Source organism: Rhodoplanes azumiensis (assembly GCF_042682915.1).
Classification (GTDB): Bacteria; Pseudomonadota; Alphaproteobacteria; order Rhizobiales; family Xanthobacteraceae; genus Rhodoplanes; species Rhodoplanes azumiensis.
In genome coordinates this window covers 54,780-78,526 of the sequence record NZ_JBHUIW010000027.1, presented here as the reverse complement: position 1 = coordinate 78,526, position 23,747 = coordinate 54,780, and the positions used below count along the sequence as shown (strand labels likewise).

General features: G+C 71.1%; 19 protein-coding genes. 13 read left to right on the top strand and 6 right to left on the bottom strand.

Annotation, left to right across the window (positions count from 1 at the left end):
- Positions 1 to 78: 78 nt before the first annotated feature.
- Together ACFSOX_RS19840 and ACFSOX_RS19835 are read right to left on the bottom strand one after the other, a co-directional pair.
- Positions 79 to 1,941 (bottom strand): HWE histidine kinase domain-containing protein, encoded by a 1,863-nt coding sequence (locus tag ACFSOX_RS19840; protein WP_378479553.1) that lies wholly within the window; start codon positions 1,939 to 1,941, stop codon positions 79 to 81.
- A gap of 924 nt (positions 1,942 to 2,865) precedes the next feature.
- Positions 2,866 to 3,669 (bottom strand): response regulator, encoded by an 804-nt coding sequence (locus tag ACFSOX_RS19835; protein WP_378479552.1) that lies wholly within the window; start codon positions 3,667 to 3,669, stop codon positions 2,866 to 2,868.
- 217 nt (positions 3,670 to 3,886) lie between these two features.
- Between ACFSOX_RS19835 and ACFSOX_RS19830 the strand changes: the two genes are divergently transcribed.
- From ACFSOX_RS19830 to ACFSOX_RS19810, 5 genes are all read left to right on the top strand, one after another.
- Positions 3,887 to 4,120 carry a NepR family anti-sigma factor gene (locus ACFSOX_RS19830; protein WP_378479551.1) on the top strand — a complete coding sequence of 78 codons (234 nt, stop codon included), beginning with the start codon at positions 3,887 to 3,889 and terminating at the stop codon, positions 4,118 to 4,120.
- Complete coding sequence (locus tag ACFSOX_RS19825) at positions 4,117 to 4,692, top strand: sigma-70 family RNA polymerase sigma factor (RefSeq protein ID WP_378479550.1); 576 nt, start codon at positions 4,117 to 4,119, stop codon at positions 4,690 to 4,692. Before ACFSOX_RS19830 ends, ACFSOX_RS19825 begins: the two co-directional genes overlap by 4 nt.
- Positions 4,693 to 5,058: 366 nt before the next feature.
- Positions 5,059 to 5,439 (top strand): hypothetical protein, encoded by a 381-nt coding sequence (locus ACFSOX_RS19820; protein WP_378479549.1) that lies wholly within the window; start codon positions 5,059 to 5,061, stop codon positions 5,437 to 5,439.
- 83 nt (positions 5,440 to 5,522) lie between these two features.
- The gene (locus tag ACFSOX_RS19815; RefSeq protein WP_378479548.1) at positions 5,523 to 8,051 is read left to right on the top strand and encodes a DUF3772 domain-containing protein; all 2,529 of its coding nucleotides are present in this window, start codon (positions 5,523 to 5,525) and stop codon (positions 8,049 to 8,051) included.
- Positions 8,048 to 8,713, top strand: a complete 666-nt coding sequence (locus tag ACFSOX_RS19810; RefSeq protein ID WP_378479547.1) for a CAP domain-containing protein — start codon at positions 8,048 to 8,050, stop codon at positions 8,711 to 8,713. The genes ACFSOX_RS19815 and ACFSOX_RS19810 overlap by 4 nt, the downstream gene beginning before the upstream one ends.
- 195 nt (positions 8,714 to 8,908) lie before the next feature.
- Here ACFSOX_RS19810 and ACFSOX_RS19805 read toward each other — a convergent pair whose 3' ends face one another.
- The 3 genes from ACFSOX_RS19805 to ACFSOX_RS19795 all read right to left on the bottom strand — a co-directional run bounded on the left by ACFSOX_RS19805 (position 8,909) and on the right by ACFSOX_RS19795 (position 12,122).
- Positions 8,909 to 10,033, bottom strand: a complete 1,125-nt coding sequence (locus ACFSOX_RS19805) for a GNAT family N-acetyltransferase (RefSeq protein WP_378479546.1) — start codon at positions 10,031 to 10,033, stop codon at positions 8,909 to 8,911.
- A gap of 5 nt (positions 10,034 to 10,038) precedes the next feature.
- On the bottom strand, positions 10,039 to 11,457 hold the full coding sequence (locus ACFSOX_RS19800; protein ID WP_378479545.1) for a lipopolysaccharide biosynthesis protein: 1,419 nt from the start codon (positions 11,455 to 11,457) through the stop codon (positions 10,039 to 10,041).
- Between the two features lie 248 nt (positions 11,458 to 11,705).
- Complete coding sequence (locus tag ACFSOX_RS19795) at positions 11,706 to 12,122, bottom strand: c-type cytochrome domain-containing protein (protein ID WP_378479544.1); 417 nt, start codon at positions 12,120 to 12,122, stop codon at positions 11,706 to 11,708.
- 320 nt (positions 12,123 to 12,442) lie between these two features.
- On the opposite strand from ACFSOX_RS19795, the gene ACFSOX_RS19790 reads away from it, so the two are divergent.
- Entirely contained in the window at positions 12,443 to 12,913 is a 471-nt protein-coding gene (locus ACFSOX_RS19790; protein ID WP_378479543.1) for a hypothetical protein, read from the top strand.
- Positions 12,914 to 12,942: 29 nt separating this feature from the next.
- Positions 12,943 to 13,116 carry a hypothetical protein gene (locus tag ACFSOX_RS19785; RefSeq protein WP_378479542.1) on the top strand — a complete coding sequence of 58 codons (174 nt, stop codon included), beginning with the start codon at positions 12,943 to 12,945 and terminating at the stop codon, positions 13,114 to 13,116.
- Positions 13,117 to 13,157: 41 nt separating this feature from the next.
- Here ACFSOX_RS19785 and ACFSOX_RS19780 read toward each other — a convergent pair whose 3' ends face one another.
- Positions 13,158 to 13,889: a YggS family pyridoxal phosphate-dependent enzyme gene (locus tag ACFSOX_RS19780; RefSeq protein WP_378479541.1), complete on the bottom strand. Its 732-nt coding sequence runs from the start codon at positions 13,887 to 13,889 to the stop codon at positions 13,158 to 13,160.
- 89 nt (positions 13,890 to 13,978) lie between these two features.
- On the opposite strand from ACFSOX_RS19780, the gene ACFSOX_RS19775 reads away from it, so the two are divergent.
- The 6 genes from ACFSOX_RS19775 (at position 13,979) to ACFSOX_RS19750 (ending at position 23,718) form a co-directional block, all read left to right on the top strand.
- The gene (locus ACFSOX_RS19775; RefSeq protein WP_378479540.1) at positions 13,979 to 15,667 is read left to right on the top strand and encodes a sensor domain-containing diguanylate cyclase; all 1,689 of its coding nucleotides are present in this window, start codon (positions 13,979 to 13,981) and stop codon (positions 15,665 to 15,667) included.
- Between the two features lie 150 nt (positions 15,668 to 15,817).
- A complete protein-coding gene (leuS, locus tag ACFSOX_RS19770) occupies positions 15,818 to 18,445 on the top strand; it encodes a leucine--tRNA ligase (RefSeq protein ID WP_378479539.1) in 2,628 nt (875 codons plus the stop codon).
- Between the two features lie 58 nt (positions 18,446 to 18,503).
- The gene (locus ACFSOX_RS19765; protein ID WP_378479563.1) at positions 18,504 to 19,040 is read left to right on the top strand and encodes a hypothetical protein; all 537 of its coding nucleotides are present in this window, start codon (positions 18,504 to 18,506) and stop codon (positions 19,038 to 19,040) included.
- Between the two features lie 147 nt (positions 19,041 to 19,187).
- On the top strand, positions 19,188 to 20,210 hold the full coding sequence (holA, locus tag ACFSOX_RS19760; protein WP_378479538.1) for a DNA polymerase III subunit delta: 1,023 nt from the start codon (positions 19,188 to 19,190) through the stop codon (positions 20,208 to 20,210).
- Positions 20,211 to 20,361: 151 nt separating this feature from the next.
- Entirely contained in the window at positions 20,362 to 21,765 is a 1,404-nt protein-coding gene (locus ACFSOX_RS19755; protein WP_378479537.1) for a methyl-accepting chemotaxis protein, read from the top strand.
- Between the two features lie 261 nt (positions 21,766 to 22,026).
- A complete protein-coding gene (locus tag ACFSOX_RS19750; RefSeq protein ID WP_378479536.1) occupies positions 22,027 to 23,718 on the top strand; it encodes a methyl-accepting chemotaxis protein in 1,692 nt (563 codons plus the stop codon).
- Positions 23,719 to 23,747 lie beyond the last annotated feature (29 nt).

The window sequence follows — 23,747 nt, the reverse complement described above, 5'->3', positions numbered from 1 at the left end:
GCCGGGGGAGCCCGGCGGTCTCGCCCGAACGGGCGAGGCGCGGCCGCCCCCGAGACCGCGTCAGCGCGCCGCCAAGACTCAGCGCGCCGCCAAGAGATGCGAGGCCGGGATCACCATGCGGCAGCGCACACCGCCGGGATCGAAGGCGAGCTCGACCTCGGCGTCGAGGGCCCGGGCGAGGTTCTTCTCGACCACCAGGGTGCCGAAGCCGCGGCTCGCCGGCACCGTCACGTCCGGCCCGCCGCTCTCGGCCCACAGGATCTCGACCGCCTCCTCGGCGTCGGCGGTGGCCGGCTTGATGTGCCATGCGACGTCGACGCGGCCGGCCGGCACCGACAGGGCGCCGTAGCGCTCGGCATTGCTGGCGAGCTCGTGCAGGGCGAGGCCGTAGCTCTGGGCGGCGGCGGGCTTGAGGTGGATGGCCGGCCCCTGGACCGAGACCCGGGCGGCGGCGCCGTCGAGATATTTCGACAGCTGCCGACGGGTGAGGTCGCCCAGCGAGGCGCCGTACCAGCCCTCCTGGACCAAGAGGTCGTGCGAGGTGGCGAGCGCCTGCAGGCGCGCCCCGAACGCCTCCAGGAAGGTCTCGACATTGCCGGCCGAGTGGCGGGCGGTCTGGCGGGCCATCGCCTGGATGACGGCGAGCAGGTTCTTCGACCGGTGGGTCAGCTCGCGCATCAGGAGGCGCAGATGGCTCTCGCCGGTCTTGCGCTCGGTGATGTCGAAGAGCGCGCAGGCGACGCCCGTGATGGCGCCGTCGGCATCGGGCAGCGGCTCGACATGCAGCTCGTACCAGCGGGTGTCCTGGCCGGCCTTGACGCTGACCTCGCCGCCCTGCGCCTTGCCGGTGGCGAGCGCGTTGCGGGCCAGCGCCCCGAACTGGGCGAGGCTCTCGGGCGGCAGGATCTCCTCGTCGGTGCGCCCGACGATCTCGGACACGTCCCGTCCGAACAAGGGGTTGGAGATCGAGGTGAAGCGCAGCTCGCGGTCCTGGGTGAACAGCGTCATGTGCGATCCGCGCAGCGCGATCTCGTAGCGCTGCAGGGCGGTGCGCAGCTCGTCGGCGAGGCGACGCTGCTCGCTCTCCAGCGACCGCAGCCGCGAGATGTCGATGGCAGCGCCGGTCAGGCCGTCGATGCGGCCGTCGCGCCCGACCGTCGGCTCCAGGTGGAGGGCGTAGACGGCGCGCTCGTGCGGCGTCACGGCGGTGAGCTCGCAGGTCTCGGCCGTGCCGGTGTCGAGCACCCGCCGCTTCACCGCGACCAGCGCCTCGCGCTCGCCGACGGGGAAGATCTCCTCGTCGCTGCGGCCGATCATGTCGTCGGCGCCACGGCCGGCCGGGTCGTAGACCCAGGTGTAGCGCAGCGCGCTGTCCTGCGAGAACGCGTGCACATAGGCGCCGCGCAGCGCCGTCTCCAGCCGCGCCTTGACGGTCGAGAGTTCGCGCGTGCGGTCCTCGACCCGGGTCTCCAGCTCGCGCTGGACGGTCTCCAGCTCCCGCAACGTCACCTCGTGGCCGGCGACCTCGCGGCGCAGGCTGTCGTTCGCCTGGGCGAGCTGGGCCGTGGACGGCGCGCGGGCGAGCTGCGGCAGCAGCGGCAGCAGCAGCACGACGGTCGCCGAGGCCAGCACCGCGACGGCGGCCCCGGCGACACCGGTCGGCCAGTCGAGCGGCGTCACGGCCGCGACGGCCGCCAGGACATGGGCGACGGCGGAGGCGAGCAGGAACAGGCCGCCGGCCCAGATCAGCGCCCGGTACTCCTGGGCGATGTCCGGGCGGCGCCGCAGGATCCACACGAGCCCGAACAGAATCCCGAGAAAGCTGAAGGCGATGAAGGCCTCGGACGCGAGCTGCAGGGCGCTCAGGATCGGGCCTCCGCCGGCCGCGACCGTCGACAGCCCCTCCGGCGCGCCGCCGAGCCGATCGACGATCCCGCTCATGTCCTGCACTCCATGCGGCGCTTCCGGCCGGTGCGATCCTGCCCCTGCGCCGCCGCCGGTCCTTGATATCGGGCAAGCCTCGGGCGGCCGTCGGTCCCCGGGGATAATGGATCGTGCGGAACGGAAAAGCGCGACCGGCCTGGCCTGCGGGAGCGGAACGCCGAGGCGCCGCCGTTGGTTTCCGACACGACCGAGGGAGGCGCGGCGTCACCGTCGCGCCCGAGCCGGCCGGGATCGAAACCGAGCGCGAAAAAAATCCGCCGAACCCTGGAACCAATCGTCGAGCGGCCGGTTGTACGTGTGACCGGCCGCCATTCCCCCTCCCCCCCCGTGCTCGGCCGGCCATTTAAGGCGTGGTTGACTCCGTCAACCACGCCTTTTCTCTTTCGACCGGGTCTCCTTCGACCGACCCATCGTCGCGAGGCGTTGTGCGGGGCGACATCCGACGGCCCGAGCAACCGGCCCGCCGAGAGCGGAACCAGCATCGGAGCCGGAGCGGGGCGGACGGAGCGGAAGAGGCTCATCGGAGGCGGGGACATCCTGCAGAAGCGGGCCGCGGGCGGGTGCTGCGGCCCTGTTCGTGGGCCCGGCACGATCCCGGGTTCATGGTCGGCCGGGGAACCGCCGGCGGCGAGACGGACAGAGACGCAGGACGACGCGCCACGACGGCGACGGACGCACCGGCGACAACCGACGTCGCGCCGGCGCCGATCACGCGCGCCGCCCGGGCGCAAGCCGGACGGCCATCTCGTGCGCTCACCTGTGCGGGAGCGGCAGTGCTGTCGACGGACGACCGACTGTCGCGTCGGGGCGCCGCACGACCCGGCCCCCGGACGGGTTCGACCGACACTAAAAAAGGGCGGCCCAGCGGCCGCCCCAAGACGAAACGATCCGGACGGATGCGCCGAAGCCGCCGCGGCCCGCTCAGGCCGGGATGCGGCGCTCGCGGCGGGTGGCGTTGCGCTCGAAGAACAACGCCTGGCTGACCACGGCCGAGACGGTCGCGGGCTGGAACGGCTTGGCGATCAGGAAGGCCGGCTCCGGCCGCTGGCCGGTGAGGAAGCGCTCCGGATAGGCCGTGATGAAGATCACCGGCACCTCGAAGGTGTCGAGGAGCTCGTTGACGGCGTCGAGGCCGGACGACCCGTCGGCGAGCTGGATGTCGGCGAGGATCAGGCCCGGCCGCTTCTTCTGGGCGATCTGCACGGCCTCGCTGTGGGTGCGGGCGATGCCGACGACATGGTGGCCGAGGCTCTCGACCAGACCCTCGAGGTCGAGCGCGATGAAGGTCTCGTCCTCGATGATGAGGACGTCGGTGGCGATCTCGGCGGCGAGCTCGCGCCCGGCCTCCTCGACGAGGCCCCGGACCTTGCCCAGATCGGTGTCGAGGATCGCGGCGGCGTCCTCCTCCGAGAAGCCTTCGAGCGAGACGAGCAGGAACGCCTGGCGGGCCTTCGGCGTGAGCTGGCCGAGCCGGCGCTCCGCCGGGCTGCCGAGATCGGCGAGGTCCGACGTGCCGTTGACCGGCAACGAATTCCAGATCGCCGTGAAGCAGCGGAACAACGCGACCTTGGGCGCGTCGGAGTCACCGAGGATCGACGGCTCCCGGATCAAGGCCTCGAGCGTGGCGGCGACATAGGCGTCCCCCGAGGCCTGGCTGCCGGTGAGCGCGCGCGCATACCGGCGCAGATACGGAAGATGATGAGCAACCAATTGCGCCGACGACAAAGTTCGAACTCCCGAAATCGAGGATCAGGGGGTCCGGCCCGTCCCCGTGCGGAGGGCCGGCACGACGAGATGCCAGAGGGAACGCCTCGCCGATATAAAGGTTCCGTAGCCGGGAACTATGGCAGGTTTCCGGAGTTGGTTCAAAGTTCGCGGGGTCCGGCGTCCGCCCGGGTGTCTGTTCACCTCGAGGTTCGGGCGATGCCGGTGTGAGGAAGTGATGAAAGAGAGAAAGTCATTGCGGCCGGAAGGAACCCTACAGGTTCGGTCGTCCTCCGCCAGGATGGATCCGACCTTGAATCGCGAGATCCAGACCAAGATCGGTCAGCAGCTCCGCGCCGTGTACGACGACATCGTCGATCAGGGCGTTCCGGACCGTTTCGCCGAGCTCTTGCGCAACCTGGACATGCAGGCCGGACGCACGAAGGTGACCGACAAGGACTCCGGCGAATGAGTCGCGACTCCACGGCGGTGACGTCGCGCGACGACGCGTCGGTGCGCGACGCGATGCTGGCCGCGGTGCCGAGCCTGCGCGCCTTCGCGATCTCGCTTTCGGCCAATGTCGACCGCGCCGACGATCTCGTCCAGGAGACGCTGCTGCGCGCCTGGGCCAATCTCGACTCGTTCGAGCCCGGCACCAACATGTCGGCGTGGCTGTTCACCATCCTGCGCAACCTGTTCCGCTCCGAGTACCGGAAGCGGCGCCGCGAGGTGCCGGATTCGGACGGCGCCTACGCCGACTCGATGAAGACCCAGCCCGAGCAGGCCAGCAAGGTCGAGTTCGAGGAGTTTCGCGAGGCGCTCGGCAAGTTGCCGCCGGACCAGCGCGAAGCCCTGGTGCTGGTCGGCGCGTCCGGCTTCTCCTACGAGGAGGCGGCCGAGATCTGCGGCTGCGCGGTCGGCACCATCAAGAGCCGCGTCAATCGCGCCCGCACGCGCCTCGCCGAGCTGCTCGCCATCGAGAGCATCGAAGACCTCGGTCCCGACCGCGAGCTGCGCGCCGTCTTCACGGCGGGCGGCAGCTGACCGGCGGTCTGCGCGGCCTGACGGCGCTCGATCCGACGCCCCTCCCGGAAGACGCTGAACCACACCCCGGAGCCCGTTTCGATGTCCGGGCGCGGCGCGTTGCGCCCGGACCGGGACACCCGCGGCGATCCGACGTGGTGCATCCGGTGCCGGTCCGGAGCCCCGGCTCTGCGACGCATCGGGCCTCGCGGCCGCCACGCGTCGTCCGGGGTGGCGTCGCGACAGGTTCGGATCGGCCGCGAGGGCCCGTCGCCTCCATGCTTCCGCCGCGAATCCGGTCCACCGGGGGTGGACGGCTCGACACGCCTTTCCGGGTTGGGCCATAAGGATCGGAGCCCGCCCGGACGGGCTCCGTGGAGGAACCCCATGGCCGACCCCGTCAGAACCGAGGAATCCATCCGCCGCGACATGCGGCTCCGGGCGCTGCTGCGGCAGCCGCTCTTCAGGCTCTTGGCGATCAACCTGGCCATCGGCCTCGTCGTCGCCGTGATCGCGGTCGCCGGCCTGCTGGCGCTCGACGCGCACCGGCTGCGCTCGCTGATCCTCGGCGACCAGTCGCCCGTGGTGGCGGTCGGGCTCCTGCTGTTCGGCTTCGCCATCACGCTGGGCAGCTGGGTGATGGGCTCGGCGATCATGCGGCTCGGCGACGACGACGACGACGACACCGGCCGCTCGGCCGCCGCGCCGGTGACCGACACGGCGGAGCCCTTGCCGGTGCGGATCGGGGCACGGGCGCGGCGGCGCTGAACGAACCGGACGAGCGAGGGCGGGGAATGCGATCGACGGAACGGCCGTGGCGCCGGACAATCGGCGTCGGCCGGGCGAGGACGGTGGCATGGCTGATGCTCGCCGCCGTGCTGATGGGGGCCCTCGCGGCCGGCCTCGACGCGGCCGCCCAGACGGCGCCGCAGCCCCAGCAATCCCCGCCGCACCAACAGCAGCCCCGGACGTCGCCGCCCGCCGCGGCGAAAAGGCCGGCCGGCCCGGCGCAGCCCGCGGCGACGACCACGGCGGCGCAACCGCCCGCCGCCAAGCCCGAGACGAAGCCCGAGACGAAGCCGGAGACGCCGGCTGCCGCGAGCCTCGAGTCGAACCGGAGCGCCCTCGAGGAGATCGAGAAGGCGCTGGCCGCCGAAAATCACTTCGAGGACACGCTCGCCGAGATGCGCCGGCGGCTGACGCCGATGCGCTCCGACCTGCGCGACACCGCCCAAGCGCTCGAGGACGAGCTCAACCAGGTGACGGCCCAGCTCAAGCAGCTCGGCGACGCGCCCGAGGACGACGAGCCCAAGGAGGACGCCGGCCTCGCCGCCGAGCGCGCCAAGCTGGAGAAGCGCCAAAGCGAGGTCGATGCCGCGCTCAAGCAGGCCCGCCTGCTGATCCAGCGCGCCGACGACGCCTCCACCAAGGTGACGGATCTGCGCCGCGGCCTGTTCACGAAGGAGCTCCTCGCGCGCAGCCCGGGCCTGTTCAACCGCACCTTCTGGGGAGACCTGTCGGAAGGAATCCCGTCCGAGGCTGGGCGCGTCGTCCAGCTCGTCCGCGCCTGGTGGCTCTACGCGGCCGCCGCGGCCGGCCGCGGCAACGTGATCGGCGCGTTCCTGACGCTCGCCGGCTTCGCCCTCGCCGCCGTCCTGCTGTTTCGCTGGCTGCGCCAACGCCTGAGCCAGGAGGGGGTGGCGGCCCATTTCGGCCGCGCCTTCCAGGCCGTGATGGTGCTCGTCGTGCATGCCGTGGCGATGCCGGGCGCCGTGCTGGTCACCGTGCTGGTGCTGGAGAATTTCGGCCTGATGCCGGCCTGGATCAAGGCGATCGGGGTGGGGCTCGCGCTCGCCGTGCTGGCGGCGAGCACGGGCCGGGCCGTCGCCCTGGCGCTGTTCGCGCCCGGCGAGCCGGGGCGCCGCCTGTTCGCCTGGTCGGACGCCGAGGCGGCCCGCGCCACCAGCCATCTCACCTGGGCGGCCCGCACGCTCGGCCTCGCGGTCTTCCTGAACCTTCTGCACAAGACGACGACGGCGCCGATCGCCCTGACGGTCGCGACCAGCGCCCTGCTGGCGCTCGTGACCGCGGCGATCGCCGTCCATTTCATGTGGCGCACCGCCCGCAGCAGCGTCGCCGCCGAGGCGCCGCCGGGCCCCGTCCAGGGCGGAATCCGGATCCGGGTCGTGCTCGCGCTGTTCGTCGCCGGCATGCTGATCCCGCTGGTCACCGGCTACATCGCGCTCTCCGCCTTCGTGGCGAGCCGGCTGGTGATCGTGCTGACGCTCGCCGGCGCCCTGGTGATCCTCGACGCCTTCGTCGACGCGTTGTTCGGGCAGGTGCTGTCGAGCACCAGCGAGCGCGGCCGCGGCGTCGCGGCGCTGCTCGGCCTGTCGAATCGCGGGCTGGACCTGATCTCGACGCTGCTCTCCGGCATCATCCGGGTCGTGCTGCTGATCCTCGTCGTCCTCGCCGTGCTCGGCCCGTGGGGCGTGTTCGCCGACGACGTGCTGAGCCGCGTCGCCGAAGCGGCCTTCGGCTGGCAGGTCGGCGGCGTCACCATCTCGATCCAGACCATCCTGGGCGCCATCGCGATCCTGTTGATCGGCGTGCTGGCGGTGCGCGGCGCCCAGCGCTGGCTGCAGACGAGCTTCCTGCCGCGCACCGCGCTCGACCCCGGCCTGCAGCATTCGATCTCGGCGCTGTTCGGCTATGCCGGACTGATCGGCGTGCTCGCCGCCGTGCTCGGCGCGATCGGCATCGACCTGCAGAAGATCGCCCTGATCGCCGGCGCGCTGTCGGTCGGCATCGGCTTCGGCCTGCAGTCGATCGTTCAGAACTTCGTCTCGGGCCTGATCCTGCTCGCCGAGCGGCCGATCCGGGTCGGCGACTGGGTGGTGGTCAAGAACGAGGAGGGCTTCGTTCGCAAGATCAGCGTGCGGTCGACCGAGATCGAGACCTTCGACCGCGCCAGCGTGATCATCCCGAACGCCGAGTTCATCACCTCCTCGGTGAAGAACTGGACGCACGCCAACACGCTGGGCCGCGTGACGCTCAAGGTGCGGGTCGCCTACGACTCCGACGTCGCCCAGGTGCGCGACATTCTCGCCGGCTGCGCCCGCGCCCACCCCTTGGTGCTGAAGGCACCGCCGCCCGGCGTCTATCTGCTCGGCTTCGGCGAGATCGGCCTCGACTTCGAGCTGCGCTGCATCCTCTCGAACGTCGAGAACGGCCTCACCGTGAAGAGCGATCTGCACGTCGCGGTGCTGCAGAAGTTCCGCGAGGTCGGCATCAAGATTCCCTACCCGGCGCACGAGGAGCGGGTGCCGGGTCCGCCTCTGCTGGCGCACGAGGCGGCGCTCAAAGAGGCCCCGACGTGACGACCTTCGCCCCTCGCCTCCCCCCTGCCCTCGCCCGGTCGTCCGCCCGGCCGCACCGGCGTGCCGCGCGTCTCGCCGCCGGGCTCGGCGCGCTCGCGCTCGCGCTGGCGGGTTGCGCCGGCGACCGCGACCCGCCGTCCGCCGAGCCGAGCTTCTACCAGAACCTCGCCAAGGGCGGGCAGCTCGACCCCGCCGCCGCCGCTTCGATGATCTCCGGCTATCGCCGCAACAACGGGCTCGGCGCCGTGACGCTCGACCCGGCCCTGATGCGGATGGCCGAGGAGCAGGCGCAGGTGATGGCGCAGAAGAACAAGCTCGATCACAACGTGGGCGGCGACTTCAAGACGCGCATCGCTCGCTCCGGCTTCGATGCCGGCGTCGCGGTGGAGAACATCTCGGCCGGCTATCACACGCTCGCCGAGGCCTTCTCGGGCTGGCGCGACTCGCCGCCCCACCGCGCCAACATGCTGTCCAAGGAGGTGACCCGCATGGGCATCGGCGCCGTCTACGCGCCGGGCACCAAGTACAAGGTGTTCTGGGCCCTGGTGCTGGCCGCCCCCGACAAGCGCGCCGACGCCGGACCGCCGGGCACCGGCGCCCCGACCGGCGCGGGCGGCCCGCACCGCTGGGGCATGCCGATGCCGCAGATGACGATCCGGTGAGACGGCGGGGGACGACATCGACCGACGACGCCGCGCTCGACATGATCCTCATGGTGAGGAGCGGACCGGAGTCCGCGTCTCGAACCCTGCGGCCACCGGAGTGGCCGTCCTCGCCCTTCGAGACGCCCGCTGCGCAGGCTCCTCAGGGTGAGGACGGAACAAGGTTCCTGCGGTCGCGCGAGCTGATCACGTGTCTCAACGCCGGCGCAATCGGTCGCGGGCCTGCTTCGCGATCGTGATCAGATCACGCCGGAGGCGCTCCAGCCGGCCCGCGACCGAGAACGACGCCGGCGCGAAGGCGATCAGCCGGTCGGCGAGCGGGCGGCGGGCGAACCACAGCCGGTCGATCATCGGGTGGTTCTCGATCGCGCAGGAATCGACCGCGTCGATGGCGGGGTCGGCGAGGAGCGCGGCGGAGAGATCGAGCGTGAGCAGGACGCCGGGCGAATGCTTCTTCAGCGTCTCGTCATAGGCGATCTTCCAGTACCACGCCTCGCGGCCGCTGATCAGCACGACTCCGGCGGCGACCGGCCGGCCGGCGAGCATCAGGCGCGCCACCATGGCGTCGCTGTCGGCGCCCGCCGCGAGGCCGGCGACGGCCTCCGTCATCAGCGCCTGCTCGGCCGGGCGCGACGCCGCCGCCGTGCCGGCGCGGCCCTTCCAGCCCTGTGCCTCGAGGGCGAAGAAGTCGGCGAGCGAACCGCGCGCCCCTGCTCCACGCACGAGATCGAAGCAGAGTTCGCCCTGCTCGGCGAGCCGCCGGCGCTGGCGGCCATGCTCCTTTGCACGCGCATCCACGATCGCGGGCGGCGCGCCGGGGGCAGACGGGCGCCGCAGCTCGGCGCGCGCATGTGCCGCGAACGATCTCTGCCGGGCACCGAGCCGCGCCACCGCGGCATCGATCGCCGCCGCGACCGGGCCGTCGGCCGGACAGTACGGCAGCAGCAGCGGCGTGCCGGGATGCGTGTCGCGAAGATGCTCCAGCGCCGCCCCGACGACGGCTATGGGATCGGCGGGATCGATCAGCGGCGTGCCGAGCGGCGCGAAGGGATGCGTCCAGCCGACCAGCGCGGGCAGCACGCCCCAGCGCGTTCGCGACCGGCGCAGCGGAAACAGGCCGACGAGCCGGCCCGCCGCGTCCCGCACGACGACCGCACCGACGTCGCGCCCGTGCAGCGCCGACGCCGCTGCCGCGACGGCGGGCGTGTAGAAGACGTTCGGCGCGAGCGCCCGCGCGGCGAGCGCGGCCCAGTCGTCGCGGCGATCGAGCAGCACCGGCAGCGTTTGCCATTCGCTCCGCAACGGCGCGCCGCCCGTCATGGTGATCAGCTCCGTCGCAGCCGGACGACGAAAACGTACAGGCCGAGCTTTCGCTTCACCATCACGAACAGCATCATCGATTCGACCACCACGGCGGCCGCGGTCGCCCAGCCGGCCCCGAAGATGCCGAAGCGCGGGATCAGCACGACGCAGAGGATCACGTTGACGGCGAGCGCCGTGGCGTAGACGACGGCGCACAGCGACTGGTGACCCGTCATGTTGAGGAGTCGCTCGGCGGGGCCGACGGCACCGCGTGCCAAGAGGCCGATCATGATGATCAGGATCAGCGGGTAGCCGGCGTCGAAGCCGGGACCGAACAGCCGCAGCAGCGGCAGCCCGAGCGCCGCCAGCACGGCCCCGAAGGCGAGCGTCGGCCAGAACGTCCAGCGCACCGCGTCGCCGACGAAGTCCTTCAGCTTCTCGCGCTCGCCGGCGACGTGATAGGCGCTGAAGCGATGCGCCACCGCGGCGCCGACCGCGTAGGAGATGAAGTGGACGAGCGACAGCGTCTTGCTGGCCGCGTAGTAGATCGCCACGTCCTGCGGGCCGACATAGAGCTGCAGCACCAGGATGTCGACGTAGAACAGAAGCAGGAAGAAGCCGTCGACGACGAAGATCGGCAGCGACGTCTTCAGCCAGTGGCGCACGTCGAAGCGGCGCGGCCCGGCCGGCACCGTGCCGGCGAGGCGCCGCCCCATCAGCACGGCCTGGACCAGCGTGACCAGCCACATGGCGGCGCCCGTGGTGGCGAGCACGGCGACGGCGTCGATGGCACCGCCCGCGACATGCAGGCCGCCCGTCACGGCGAGGATCAGCATGGGCTGGACGATGAACAGCGGCACCAGCGCGAGATCGATCCAGTCGAAGCTGCGCGCCATGCCGTCCTGGACCATGCTCAGCGTGAACGCCGGCAGGGTCGCGGCGGCGATCAGGAACGGCACCAGAAAATGAGCCGGCACGTGGCGGCCGAGCGCCAGGACGACGGCGGCGAGCAGCGCCCCGGCGATCGCGCCCTGTGCGAGACTCAGAAGGCGGGCCCCGGTCAGGAAGCCGCGCAGGCCGTCGAGATCACCGCGATGCCGGTATTCCGGAATGAAGCGCTGCGACCCGTAGGCGAGGCCGAGCGGCGCCAGCGGGCCGAGCACGCTCGCCCAGGCCCATACCGCGACATAGATGCCGAACTCGAAGCGGCCCATCCAGCGGGCCAGCAGGATCTGGCTGACGAACAGGATGCCGGCGCTCGCCACCCGGATCAGGAAGGCGGCCCCGGCGCTGCGCCGCGCCACCGAGCGGTCGCTGTCGTCGCTCCTGAAGGCGGCGATCCGCGCGGCGAGCGGCCCGACCAACCGCCGGCGCAGCCGGGCGAGCGGACCGGACTCCGGCTCGGGACCGGAGCCGCCGTGATCGGTCTCGCTCGCGGCCACGCGCCTCTCCTCGTCCGGGCTGGTGAGGAGGCGGAGCCTAGCCCAGGGCTGTTAACGTTCGGTTCGCCGCACGGTCGTTCACCGGTTCACGCCGGCCCGCGTCGGGCCACCCGGGAGGCGCGGCCGGTCACGGCGGCCGGCCGCCGTCCTCCTCGGGCCGAAATGTCGCGATGGGCGCGGCGCGTCGCCGACGCCCGGACAATCGACAGGTCGCAATCCACCAAGCGAATGATCGACCGACGGGTCGGTCAGTTGTCGAGCGCGCCCTCCGAGATCCAGCGGCGGATCGCATCCCGATCGCAGGTGGACAGCTTCTTCATGCCGTGCGGCATGCGGATCTCGGGCTTCACCCGCCAGTCGAGCAGCGCCATCAGGCTGGAGGCGTCGGGATCGCCCTTCACCACCATGGGCCCGAACTTGGTGCCCTTCATCACGCCCGCATAGGTGCGCAGGTCGAGGCCCGAGGTGTCGAAGCCGGTGCCGCCCGGCTGATGGCACTCGACGCAGCGTCCCTTGAAGATCGGGACGATGTCCTCCTTGTAACTGATCGTCGGCGGACGCTGCTTCTGCTTCGATTTCGCGCTCTGCGCGACGGCATCGTGGGAGAACGACGCGGCCGCCAGCAGGGCGACGACGGCGGTCGAGACCCGCAGCCATCTCGTCATGTTCCTCTCCTCTGTCCAACGTTGTGACACGCCAGCGCTGTCGGTCGAGGATCCGGACGGGCGGGGGTTTGTCGTGCCGGACACAGCGGAGGCGACCCCCGCGGTCTCGATGCTAGAACTGGAAAAAACAAAAACAATCAGGGAGAGCGCGCAGACCGAACGTCTCCTCCTCCGGCCCTGGCGGGACGATCGTGATCGGCCGCGCCGCCCGCGCGGCGCCCGGCCGACCGGCGGCCGGATCGGGCGCGCAAGAGACTTGCGCTCGGCGAGGCCGCGTGCTGCGGTCGTCGGACCCCCGGGTTCGAGAGCGGGAGCCCAGCATGCGATACTGGATCGGCATCGTCATGTTCGCCGCAGCGGCGGCGTTCGTCGTGTCGGGGGTGCTTCACAAGCGGCGCGTCCTCGCCGCCCGCATGGCCGCCGAAGCCCGCGGCATCGCATCGGTCCCGCCGGAAGCCTTCTCGATCGCCGCCGTCGGCGAGGGCATCCGACCCCTGATCCTGGTCTTCCTCACCGTGACGGCGGCCATGATCGTGGTGATGTTCGTCTTGCCGGGCGGAGACGAGTCGCTCTCGCTGCTCGATCTCGGCGGCGTCCTCGCGGCGCTCGCGGCCTACGGGATCTGGATGAGCCGTCGCGTCACCTATCGGATGAGCGACATCGTCAGGGCGGAGGCCGCCACCGCGGCGCCCGCCGGCGGTGGGATCGACCGCCCGGCCGAGGCGGCGGTCGGCGCAGCCGGCGCGGGGACGACGCCGGATGCCGGCCGGGCGGCGCGCGAGGCCGGCTGACGCGCGGTCCGGACAGGCAACGATCCCGCATGGACGCGACCGGCGATCCGAGCACCCTGGCGCTGATCGAGCTCGTGCTGGCCCTCGGCGCGGTGGCGTGGTTCGCGACCAGAGAGCTGCGTGCTGTGCGGCGCGACGATCCACCACCCCAGGGCCGCAGGTCCGACGCCTCGGCGCGCGACGGGTCGGGCCGCCGGACCTGAGCCACCGGGCGTCGACCGCGATGCCGGAGCGATCGCCCGGCTCACCCCGGCCCGCCGGCGTCGAGCTTCGGGCGGTGGCCGAAGATCGCGGTGCCGACCCGCACATGGGTGGCGCCGAACCGGATCGCCACGTCGTAGTCGTCGCTCATCCCCATCGACAGGAGCTCGAGCCCGTTGCGGCGGGCGATCTTCTGCGTCAGGGCGAAATGCGGCGCCGGCGCCTCGTCGAATGGGGGGATGCACATCAGCCCGCCGATCGTCAGCCCGTAGATGTCGCGGCAGGCCGCGACGAAGGCGTCGGCCTCCTCGGGCAGCACGCCGGCCTTCTGCGGCTCGGCCCCGGTGTTGACCTCGACGAACAAGAGCGGCTGGCGGCCGGCGCGCTGCACCTCCTTGGCGAGCGCCGCCGCGAGGCTCGGCCGGTCGAGCCCATGGATCGCGTCGAACAACGCCACCGCCTCCCGCGCCTTGTTCGACTGCAGCGGCCCGATCATGTGGAGCGCGACGCCCGGATGCCGCTCCCGCAGCGCCGGCCACTTGGCCTTCGCCTCCTGGACCCGGTTCTCGCCGAACACCCGCTGGCCGGCGGCGATCACCGGCTCGATCGCCTCGGCCGGGAACGTCTTGCTGACCGCGACCAGGGTGACGGTGGCGGCGTCGCGGCCGGCCTCCCGGCAGGCGGCGGCGACCCCGGCCTGCACGACGGCGAGCCGGTCGGCGGCGGTCGATGCGGCCTCGATCGGGCCGGGAGTGCGGGGCTCGGACGGAATCATGACCAGACGACTCGAATTTTAGCGACCCGGTGAAGGCGACTTTCACCCCGCCCGGTTAGCATTTTTTGCGGGGAACGGGGACGAGTCGCATGAGCCTCCTGAATCGGCCATCCGCCACACGTCGCCGCAGGGCGTGGCGCCTCAGCATTCGGGCGCGCCTGATCCTGCTCGCCCTGCTGGCGGTCGCCCCGCTGATCATCGACCGCGTCCACCTGACCGAATCGAGCCGCGTCGAGCGCACCCAGGCGGCCTATGCCGAGGTCGTCACGGTGGCCCGGCGGGCGCGGGACGCCCAGGCCGAGACCATCGAGGCCGCCCGCGCCCTGATGCAGGTGGTCGCCCGTGCCTATATCGCGAGCGCCGCCGGCACGGCCGGCAGCGCGGCCGACTGCGCGGGCTTCCTGTGGGGCTTCGCCGGTGAAGCCCCGTGGATCGCCAGCCTCTCGGTGGTCGGCGCCGACGGGCGGATCACCTGCTCGACGCGGCGCCAGGTGATCGGGCTCGACCTCTCCGATCGCGACTATATCCGCGACGTGCAGCGCACCCGCCATTACGTCCTCAGCGACTACCTGCTCGAGCGATCCTACGAGAAGTCGACCGTGCTGATGGCGTTCCCGATCGTGCGGCCGGGGAGCGACGAGGTCGAGGTGCTGCTGGCGCCGGTCGACCTGCACTGGCTCGGCCGGCTCGGCCAGGGCGTCGAGAGCCGGGTCGGGATGGCCGCCTATCTGATCGACGGCAAGGGCACGGTTCTGGCCGGGGTGCAGAGCCGCGAGCGGCTCGTCGGCCGCCGCTTCGGCGACCACCCGCTGGTCAAGACCGTGCAGGCGGCGCCCGACGGCACCGCGACGCTCGAGGGCTTCGACGGCGTGCGGCGGATCTTCGGCTACACCAGCCTGCCCGGCACCGACGCCCGCATCGTGATCGGCTACTCGGAACGCGAGGTGGTGGGCAAGATCGAGCGCGAGTCCGGGCTCGCCTATCTGCATCTCGCCTTCTTCGGCCTGATCACCGTGATCGCCGCCTGGCTGATCAGCGAGCATCTGATCGTCGAACCGATCCGCTCGCTCGCCCGCACGGCGACCCGGATCGGCCAGGGCGACCTCAAGGTCCGCACCGACCCCGGCGCCTGGGCGCCCGAATTCGCCCCGCTCGCCACGGCGCTGTCCGACATGGCGGGCCGACTCGCGGCACGCGAACGCGAGCTGCGCGCCGCCAACGCCCATTTGGAGGAGCTCGCCTCGATCGACCCGCTCTCGGGCCTCGCCAATCGCCGCAGCTTCGACGCCCGCCTGGCCACCGAATGGACGCGGGCCGGCGAGGCTGGCCGGCCGCTCGGCCTCCTGATGATCGACGTCGATCATTTCAAGCTGTTCAACGACGGCTACGGCCACGTCCAGGGCGACGCCTGCCTGCGCCAGATCGGCCGGGTCTTGGCGTCGGTCGCCGACGCCGAGACCGATTTCGTCGCCCGCTGGGGCGGCGAGGAGTTCGTGCTGCTGCTGGCCGACAGCGGGCTCGACCGCGCCGTCGACCTCGCCGAGCGCCTGCGCCTGGCCGTGCTCGCCTTGCGGATCCGCAACGAGGGGGCGCCGGCCGGCCACATCACGGTCAGCGTCGGCGTCGCGGCCCATGTGCCGAGCCCGGACAGCCGCCCGCAGGATCTGATCGAGGCGGCCGACACGGCCCTCTACGCCGCCAAGCGCCGCGGCCGCAACACCACCGTGGTCGACAGCGACGTCCGCCGCGACGATCCCCCGCTCGCCGAGGCGGGGTGAGGCGGCGAACGCCCGGCCCTCTCGCGCCGTTCGCCCGGCCCGCGTCTGCGGAACCCCCGGCGCGCGCCGGCAGCGGCCCGTGAGCGTTGACCCGGGCCGCGCAATGATGTCCAACGGGCCGGACATCTTCGCGAGAGCGAGCCGAATCTCATGACTGCAGAACGCTATAACGCCCGCGTCGCCGAGCCGCGCTGGCAGACCGTGTGGGACGAGCGCGACATCTTCGCGACCCGGAACGACGACCCGCGGCCGAAATACTATGTGCTCGAGATGTTCCCCTACCCGTCGGGGCGCATCCACATGGGGCATGTGCGCAACTACACGATGGGCGACGTGGTGGCCCGCTACAAGCGCGCCAAGGGGTTCAAGGTGCTCCACCCGATGGGCTGGGACGCCTTCGGCATGCCGGCCGAGAACGCCGCCATGGCCAACAAGGTCCATCCGCGGGAGTGGACCTACGCCAACATCGCGACCATGAAGGCGCAGCTCAAGTCGATGGGCCTGTCGCTCGACTGGGATCGCGAGATCGCGACCTGCGATCCCACCTACTACAAGCACCAGCAGCGCATGTTCCTCGACCTGCTGAAGGCGGGCCTGGTCGAGCGCAAGCAGTCGAAGGTGAACTGGGATCCGGTCGACCAGACCGTATTGGCCAACGAGCAGGTGATCGACGGCCGCGGCTGGCGCTCGGGCGCGCTCGTCGAGCAGCGCGAGCTGACCCAGTGGTTCTTCAAGATCACCAAGTTCTCGGAAGAACTGCTGACCGCGCTGGACGGCCTCGACCGCTGGCCGGAAAAAGTCCGGCTGATGCAGAAGAACTGGATCGGCCGGTCCGAGGGCATGCATGTGCGCTTCGCGCTGGATCCGACGACGACTCCGTCCGGCGAGACCGAGCTCGAGATCTTCACGACCCGGCACGACACGCTGTTCGGCGCCAAGTTCATGGGCCTGTCGCCGGACCATCCGCTCGCCAAGGCCGCGGCGGAGAAGAACCCGGCGCTCGCCGCCTTCATCGCCGAGGCGAAGCGCATCGGGACCGCGCAAGAAGCGATCGACAAAGCGGAAAAGCTCGGCTTCGACACCGGCATCCGGGCCATCCACCCGTTCGACCCGACCTGGACGCTCCCGGTCTACGTGGCGAACTTCGTGCTGATGGAGTACGGCACCGGCGCCATCTTCGGCTGCCCGGCGCACGACCAGCGCGACCTCGACTTCGTCAACAAGTACGGGCTCGGCAATACGCCGGTGGTGTGCCCCGAGGGCCAGGATCCGGCGACCTTCGTGATCACCGACACGGCCTATGTGGGCGACGGTCGGATGATCAACTCGCGCTTTCTCGACGGCATGACGTTCGCGCAGGCTCAGGCCGAGGTGGCGAGCCGGCTGGAGAAGGAGATCCGCGGCAATGCCCCGGTCGGCCGCCGCGAGGTGATGTACCGGCTGCGCGACTGGGGCATCTCGCGCCAGCGCTACTGGGGCTGCCCGATCCCGGTGATCCACTGCGAGCGCTGCGGCACCGTGCCGGTGCCGATCGCCGATCTGCCGGTGACGCTGCCGGACGACATCACGTTCGACCGGCCCGGCAACCCGCTCGACCGCCACCCGACCTGGAAGCACGTCGCCTGCCCGCAATGCGGCGCCAAGGCGACGCGCGAGACCGACACGATGGACACGTTCGTCGACTCGTCGTGGTACTTCGCGCGCTTCACCGACCCGTGGATCGGCGAGGCGCCGACCGATCGGGCAGCGGTCGACTCCTGGCTGCCGGTCGACCAGTATATCGGCGGCATCGAGCACGCGATCCTGCACCTCCTCTACTCGCGCTTCTTCACCCGCGCCATGAAGGCGACCGGCCATGCCGGGCTCGACGAGCCGTTCGCCGGCCTGTTCACGCAGGGCATGGTGGTGCACGAGACCTACAGGAAGCCGGACGGCACGTTCGCGTCGCCGGCCGAGGTGACGATCGACGGCATGGGGGAGGCACGCCGCGCGGTCCTGACCGGCACCGACGTGCCCGTCGAGATCGGACCCATCGAGAAAATGTCGAAGTCGAAGCGCAACACCGTCGATCCCGACGAGATCATCGGATCCTACGGGGCCGACACGGCGCGCTGGTTCATGCTGTCCGACTCGCCGCCCGAGCGCGACGTCATCTGGACCGAGGAGGGCGCGCAGGGCGCCGCCCGCTTCGTCCAGCGCCTGTGGCGGCTGATCGGCGACGCCGCGGCGGTGGCGGCCGAGCGCGACCTGCCGCGCCCCGCGATGTTCGGCGAAGCCGCCGTGGCGCTCCGCAAGGCGGCGCATCTGGCGTTGTCGCGGGTCTCCGAGGATATCGAAAAACTGCGCTTCAACCGCTGCGTCGCCCACATCTACGAGCTCGCCAACGCGTTCCAGACCGCGCTCGGCGCCGCCGGGGCCGAGCCGCCGGCCGATTATCGCTGGGCGGTGCGCGAGGCGGCCGAAATCCTGGTCCAGCTCTTCCACCCGATGATGCCGCACCTCGCCGAGGAATGCTGGGCGGCGCTCGGCCACGACAGGCTCGTCTGCGAGGCGCCGTGGCCCGAGGTCGAGGCGGATCTGCTGGTCGAGGACACGGTCACGCTGCCGGTCCAGATCAACGGCAAGAAGCGAGGTGATGTAACGGTGCCACGCACGGCCGGAAAAGCGGACGTGGAGGCTGCCGTTCTGGCTCTGGACGCGGTACAAAAGGCGCTCGGGGGCGCGGCTCCCAAAAAAGTCATCGTCGTCCCGCACAGGATCGTGAATGTGGTGGCTTGATCGGACGGGACTTTTCGGCACCGACCAGGGCGTTGCGACGCCGGACCGGCGGCGCGTGATGCGGCTCGCCCTGCGCGGCGCGGCCGTGCTGGCGCTCGCCGTGCCGCTCGCCGGCTGCTTCCAGCCGCTCTACGGCACCCGAACCCTCGACGGCGGCCCGTCGCTGGCCGCCTCGCTGGCCCAGATCGACATCACCCAGATTCCGGCGCCGAACGGCACGCCGCAGTCGCGGATCGCCGTCGACCTGCGCAACCAGCTCGTCTTCATGCTGTCCGGCGGAAACCCGGCCCCGCCCACCCACCGGCTCGACATCCGGTTCCAGACCACCCGCGTCTCCGTCATCGTCGACGTCGAGACGGCGCGACCGGACGTCGAGAATTTCGGCATCGCGGCGTACTACACGCTGGTCGACCTGAACACCGGCAAGCCGGTGGTGACCGACGTGGCGCAGAGCCGCGTGTCCTATGACATCCCGGGCCAGCAGCAGCGATTCGCCCGGCAGCGCGCCCTGCGCGACGCGGAGAACCGTGCCGCCACCGTCATCGCCGAGACGATCCGGTCGCGCCTCGCGTCCTATTTCGTCGCCGGAACCTGATCCATTCCGGTCACGGCCGGGCTCGTCCCGGCCAGCCACGTCTTGCTTCCCCGCCGTGGATCGAGACGTGGATCCCCACGGCGAGCGCGGGCGTGACGGGGCAGACTGTCGCCCGATTCTGGACCGGCCAGCGAGACACGTCCTCCCATGACCGCCCTCAAGGGCTCCGAGATCGACGCCTATGTGAGCCGGCCGGACGCCGGGCGGCCGATCGCACTCGTCTACGGACCGGATGCAGGCTTGGTGCGCGAGCGGGTCGAGGCGCTGATCAAGGCCTCGGTCGACGACCCGAACGACCCCTTCGCTCTGGTGCGGCTCGACGGCGACGCCGTCGAGCCCGGCCGCATCGCCGAGGAGGCCCATACAGTGCCGCTGTTCGGCGGGCGGCGGGCCGTGTGGATCAAGGCGGGGCGGAGCAATCTCGCCCCCGCCGTGGAGGCGCTCGCGGCCGACCCGCCGCGCGACTGCCGGATCATCGTCGAGGCCGGCGACCTGCGCAAAGACGCGGCGATCCGGCTCGCCTGCGAGACGGCCCGCACCGCCGTCGCCCTGCCCTGCTATGTCGACGGCGACGCCGATCTGGCCCGGCTGATCGACCAGGAGATGAAGGCGGCCGGCCTGACCATCGCGGACGACGCCAGGGTTCTGCTCGTCTCGCTGATCGGCGGCGACCGCCAGGCCTCGCGCGGCGAGCTGAAGAAGCTCGCCCTCTACGGCCACGGCCGCGGCCGCATCGAGGTCGACGACGTGATCGCCGTGATCGCCGACGCCGCGGCGCTGGCGCTCGACGACGTCATCGACGCCGTGTTCGCCGGCAAGCCGCAGGTGTTCGACGCCGAGTTCGCCCGCGCCCGCGCCGCCGGCACGCATCCGGACCGGCTGATCGGGACGGCGCTGCGCCACGCCGCCCAGCTCCACCGCACCCGTCTCGCGATCGACGCCGGCCGGTCGGCGCAGGACGCGCTACGCGAGGGATTTCGGGGGCTGTTCTTCCGGCGCGAGCCGGCCGTGCGGGCGGCGCTGGCCGCGTGGACGACGCCGCGCCTCGCCCAGGTGATGACGGACCTGGCCGAGACCGCGACGGCGGTGCGCCGCCAGGCCGACCTCGCCGACCCGCTGTGCCACCGGGCGCTCTTGCAGACCGCCCTGCGGGCCCGGCAGAAGCGTTAGCATCGCCCTCGGCTCGATCGCCGGCACTGCCCACCATGCGCCACTCACGGTGGCATGGGATCCGATAACCCACCCAGGGTTAACCGCTTGGCAGGTAAATTGCGGCAGCATCCGACCCGACGATTTAGCTCTATTAATTCGGGGGAACCGCATGGGCATGCCGGCCGTGGACGACGGGGTCGTGCGCACCATCGCCCGGACCGTGGGCGTCCTGTCGGTGGAGCTCGCCGACGTCGCCGGCAACATCGCCGACGTCGACGCCAAGGCGCAGGGCCTGACCGCCGAGTGCAAGACGCTCTCGGCCGCCGCCACCGAGCTGACTAGCTCCAACCGGCGGATCGGCTCCGCCGCGACGGCGGCCGACCGCACGATCGAAGCGGCCTGCACCGAGATGGACGCCTCGGCCCAGTCGGTCGCGACCTCGCTCGCCGAGATCAGCGCGCTCGCTGCCGCCACGGCCGGCTTCGAGAGCAAGCTGGACGGCCTGCGGGCGGCGCTCGAGCGCGTCGCCAAGGCGGCCGGCGGCATCGACGCGATCGCCCGCCAGACCAATCTTCTGGCGCTGAACGCGACCATCGAGGCGGCGCGCGCCGGCGAGGCCGGCAAGGGCTTCGCCGTGGTCGCCCAGGAGGTGAAGGCGCTCGCCAAGCAGACCTCGGAAGCGACCGCCGAGATCGCCGCGACGCTCACCATGCTCGATACGCAGACGCGCGACCTGATGGCCGAGTCGGCCGCGACGGTCGGCCGCGCCGCGACCGTGCAGGCCGGCACCGCGGCGATCCGGCAGGTGATCGACCATGTCGGGCCCGCGATGACGCGGATGCGCGGCGACATGCGCTCGATCGTCGAGGCCAACCAGGACATCCAGGGACGCTGCGACGCCCTGCAGGCGGCGTTCGAGGCGATGAGCGACAACGTCGCGCGCTCCTCCGCGGATCTGCGTACCGCCGACCAGCGCGTCCACGGCCTCTTGAAGCGCAGCGAGGAGCTGGCGCTGCTCACGGCTCGGACCGGCGTCGAGACCGACGACACCGCCTTCGTCGCTCTCGTCACCGCGGCGGCCCGCGAGGTCGGGGCCGTGTTCGAGCGCGCCCTGGACGAGAATCAGATCACCATGGCGGATCTGTTCGACGAGAGCTACGTGCCGGTGCCGGGCACCGATCCGCAACAGGTGACGACGCGGTTCACGGCGCTGTGCGACCGGCTGCTGCCGCCGCTGCAGGAGCCGCTGCTGACCAAGAACGCTCAGATCGTCTTCTGCGCCGCGGTCGACCGCAACGGCTATCTGCCGACCCACAACAAGAAGTTCTCGCAACCACAGCGCCCCGGCGATCCGGCCTGGAACACGGCGAACTGCCGCAACCGCCGCATGTTCGCCGATCGCACCGGGCTCGCCGCCGGGCGCAACACCAAGCCGTTCCTCCTTCAGACCTATCGGCGCGACATGGGCGGCGGCATCTTCGTGTTGATGAAGGACTGCTCGGCCCCCATCACGGTGCGAGGCCGGCACTGGGGCGGATTCAGAATGGGCTACACGGCCGACCGCGAGCCGTGACGATCGTAATCACGTGCACTCGAAGCCACCCCGCACTCGATCGGACACGCCACTTCGGCTTCGCGACCCCGACGGACCGGCTTCGTCCATTAACACGTCCGTAGGACTCGGCTCGTTATAAGAGCGATCGTGGCCCGCCGATCGTCCGGGTGGCGGTCCAGCTCCCTCATCGAAAGGCGCCGAAACGCCGGTCGGGGTCGCTTTCACCCCCGAACGACGCATTCTTCGCATTCCGAAGACGTCGATCCAGGATCACGGGTCATGCTCGCCAGGCTCTCCATCCGCACCAAGATCACCATCGTCGTGTCGCTCCTGCTCGTCGGCATGACGGGCATGGGACTGCTCGCGATCAGCAGCATGCGAGCCATCAACACCCGAGCGGTCGAGATCTCCGAGAACTGGCTGCCGAGCGTGCGAGCGCTGGCCGATCTGCGCGCCGGCGTCACCATCATTCGCAGCGTCGTGCGACTCCATATGCTGGCCGAGACGCCCGAGGCCAAGGCCGCGGTCGAGAAGACACTGGCCCTGAACTACGATCGCAACGCCAAGTACGCAGCGGCCTACGAGAAGCTGATCTCCTCGCCGGAGGAGCGCCGAACGTTCGACGAATGGAAGAAGCAGGCCGCGCTCTACGACGAAGGGGTCAAGAAAGTCATCGAGATGTCGCGTGCCAACGCCGGCAAGCTGCCGACCGAGGTCTCGACGTTCAACGAGACGAAGGTCTATCCGATCGGCAAGGCCGCCGACGATCTCCTCAACAAGAACATCGCGCTCAACAACGCCGGCGCCGACGCGGCCGCCAAAGAGGCGTCCGCCACATACGACCGAGCCTTCGATCTGATGATGATCATTCTCGGCGGCTCGGCACTCCTCGGCATCGGCCTCGCCGTCTATCTGGTCTTCGACGTGTCGCGTGGAATCGCCTCGGTGATCTCGCCCATGCAGGCGCTGGCGCGAGGCGATCTCGACGCCGAGGTGCCTCACCAGGGCGAGGCCACCGAGATCGGCCGCATCGCCACGACCTTGCAGATCTTCAAGCGGGCTCTGATCGACAAGAAGGCGGCCGACGCCGCGGCCGCGACCGATGCCGAGGCGAAGCTCGAGCGCGGCCGGCGCGTCGATCGGATCACGCGGAACTTCGAGGCGATGATCGGCGAGATCGTCGAGACCGTCACGTCGGCCTCGACCGAGCTGGAGGCCTCCGCCAATGCGCTCACCGGCACGGCGCAGCGCGCGCAGTCGCTGAGCGCGACCGTCGCGAACGCCGCCGAGGACGCGTCCTCCAACGTCCAGTCGGTCGCCTCGGCCACCGAGGAGATGTCGTCCTCGGTGCAGGAGATCAGCCGTCAGGTGCAGGAGTCGGCGCGCGTCGCCCGCGGGGCCGTCGAGCAGGCGCACGCCACCAACAAGCAGGTCGAGGATCTGGCCGAAGCGGCGAACCGCATCGGCGACGTCGTCGAGCTCATCAACACCATCGCGGGCCAGACCAACCTGCTCGCCCTCAACGCGACCATCGAGGCGGCCCGCGCCGGCGACGCCGGCAAGGGCTTCGCGGTCGTCGCCGCAGAGGTCAAGCAACTCGCCCAGGAGACCGCCAAGGCGACCGGCGTGATCAGCCAGCAGATCGGCGAGATCCAGGGCGCGACGCAAGGCTCGGTCGCGGCGATCCGCGAGATCGCCGGCACCATCGGAAAGCTGTCCGAGATCTCCTCGACCATCGCGGCCGCCGTCGAGGAGCAGGGCGCCGCGACCCAAGAGATCTCGCGCAACGTCCAGCAGGCCGCGCACGGCACCCGCGAGGTGTCGGCCAACATCGGCGACGTGCGGGTCGGCGCGCAGGAGACCGGCTCGGCGGCCAGCCAGGTGCTGTCCGCCGCACAGCTCCTCTCCGGCGACAGCACCAAGCTGAAGACCGAGGTCGGCAAGTTCCTGAGTGCCGTCCGCGCGGCGTGAGCATCCCGCAGCCTCGATCGACGACGCTG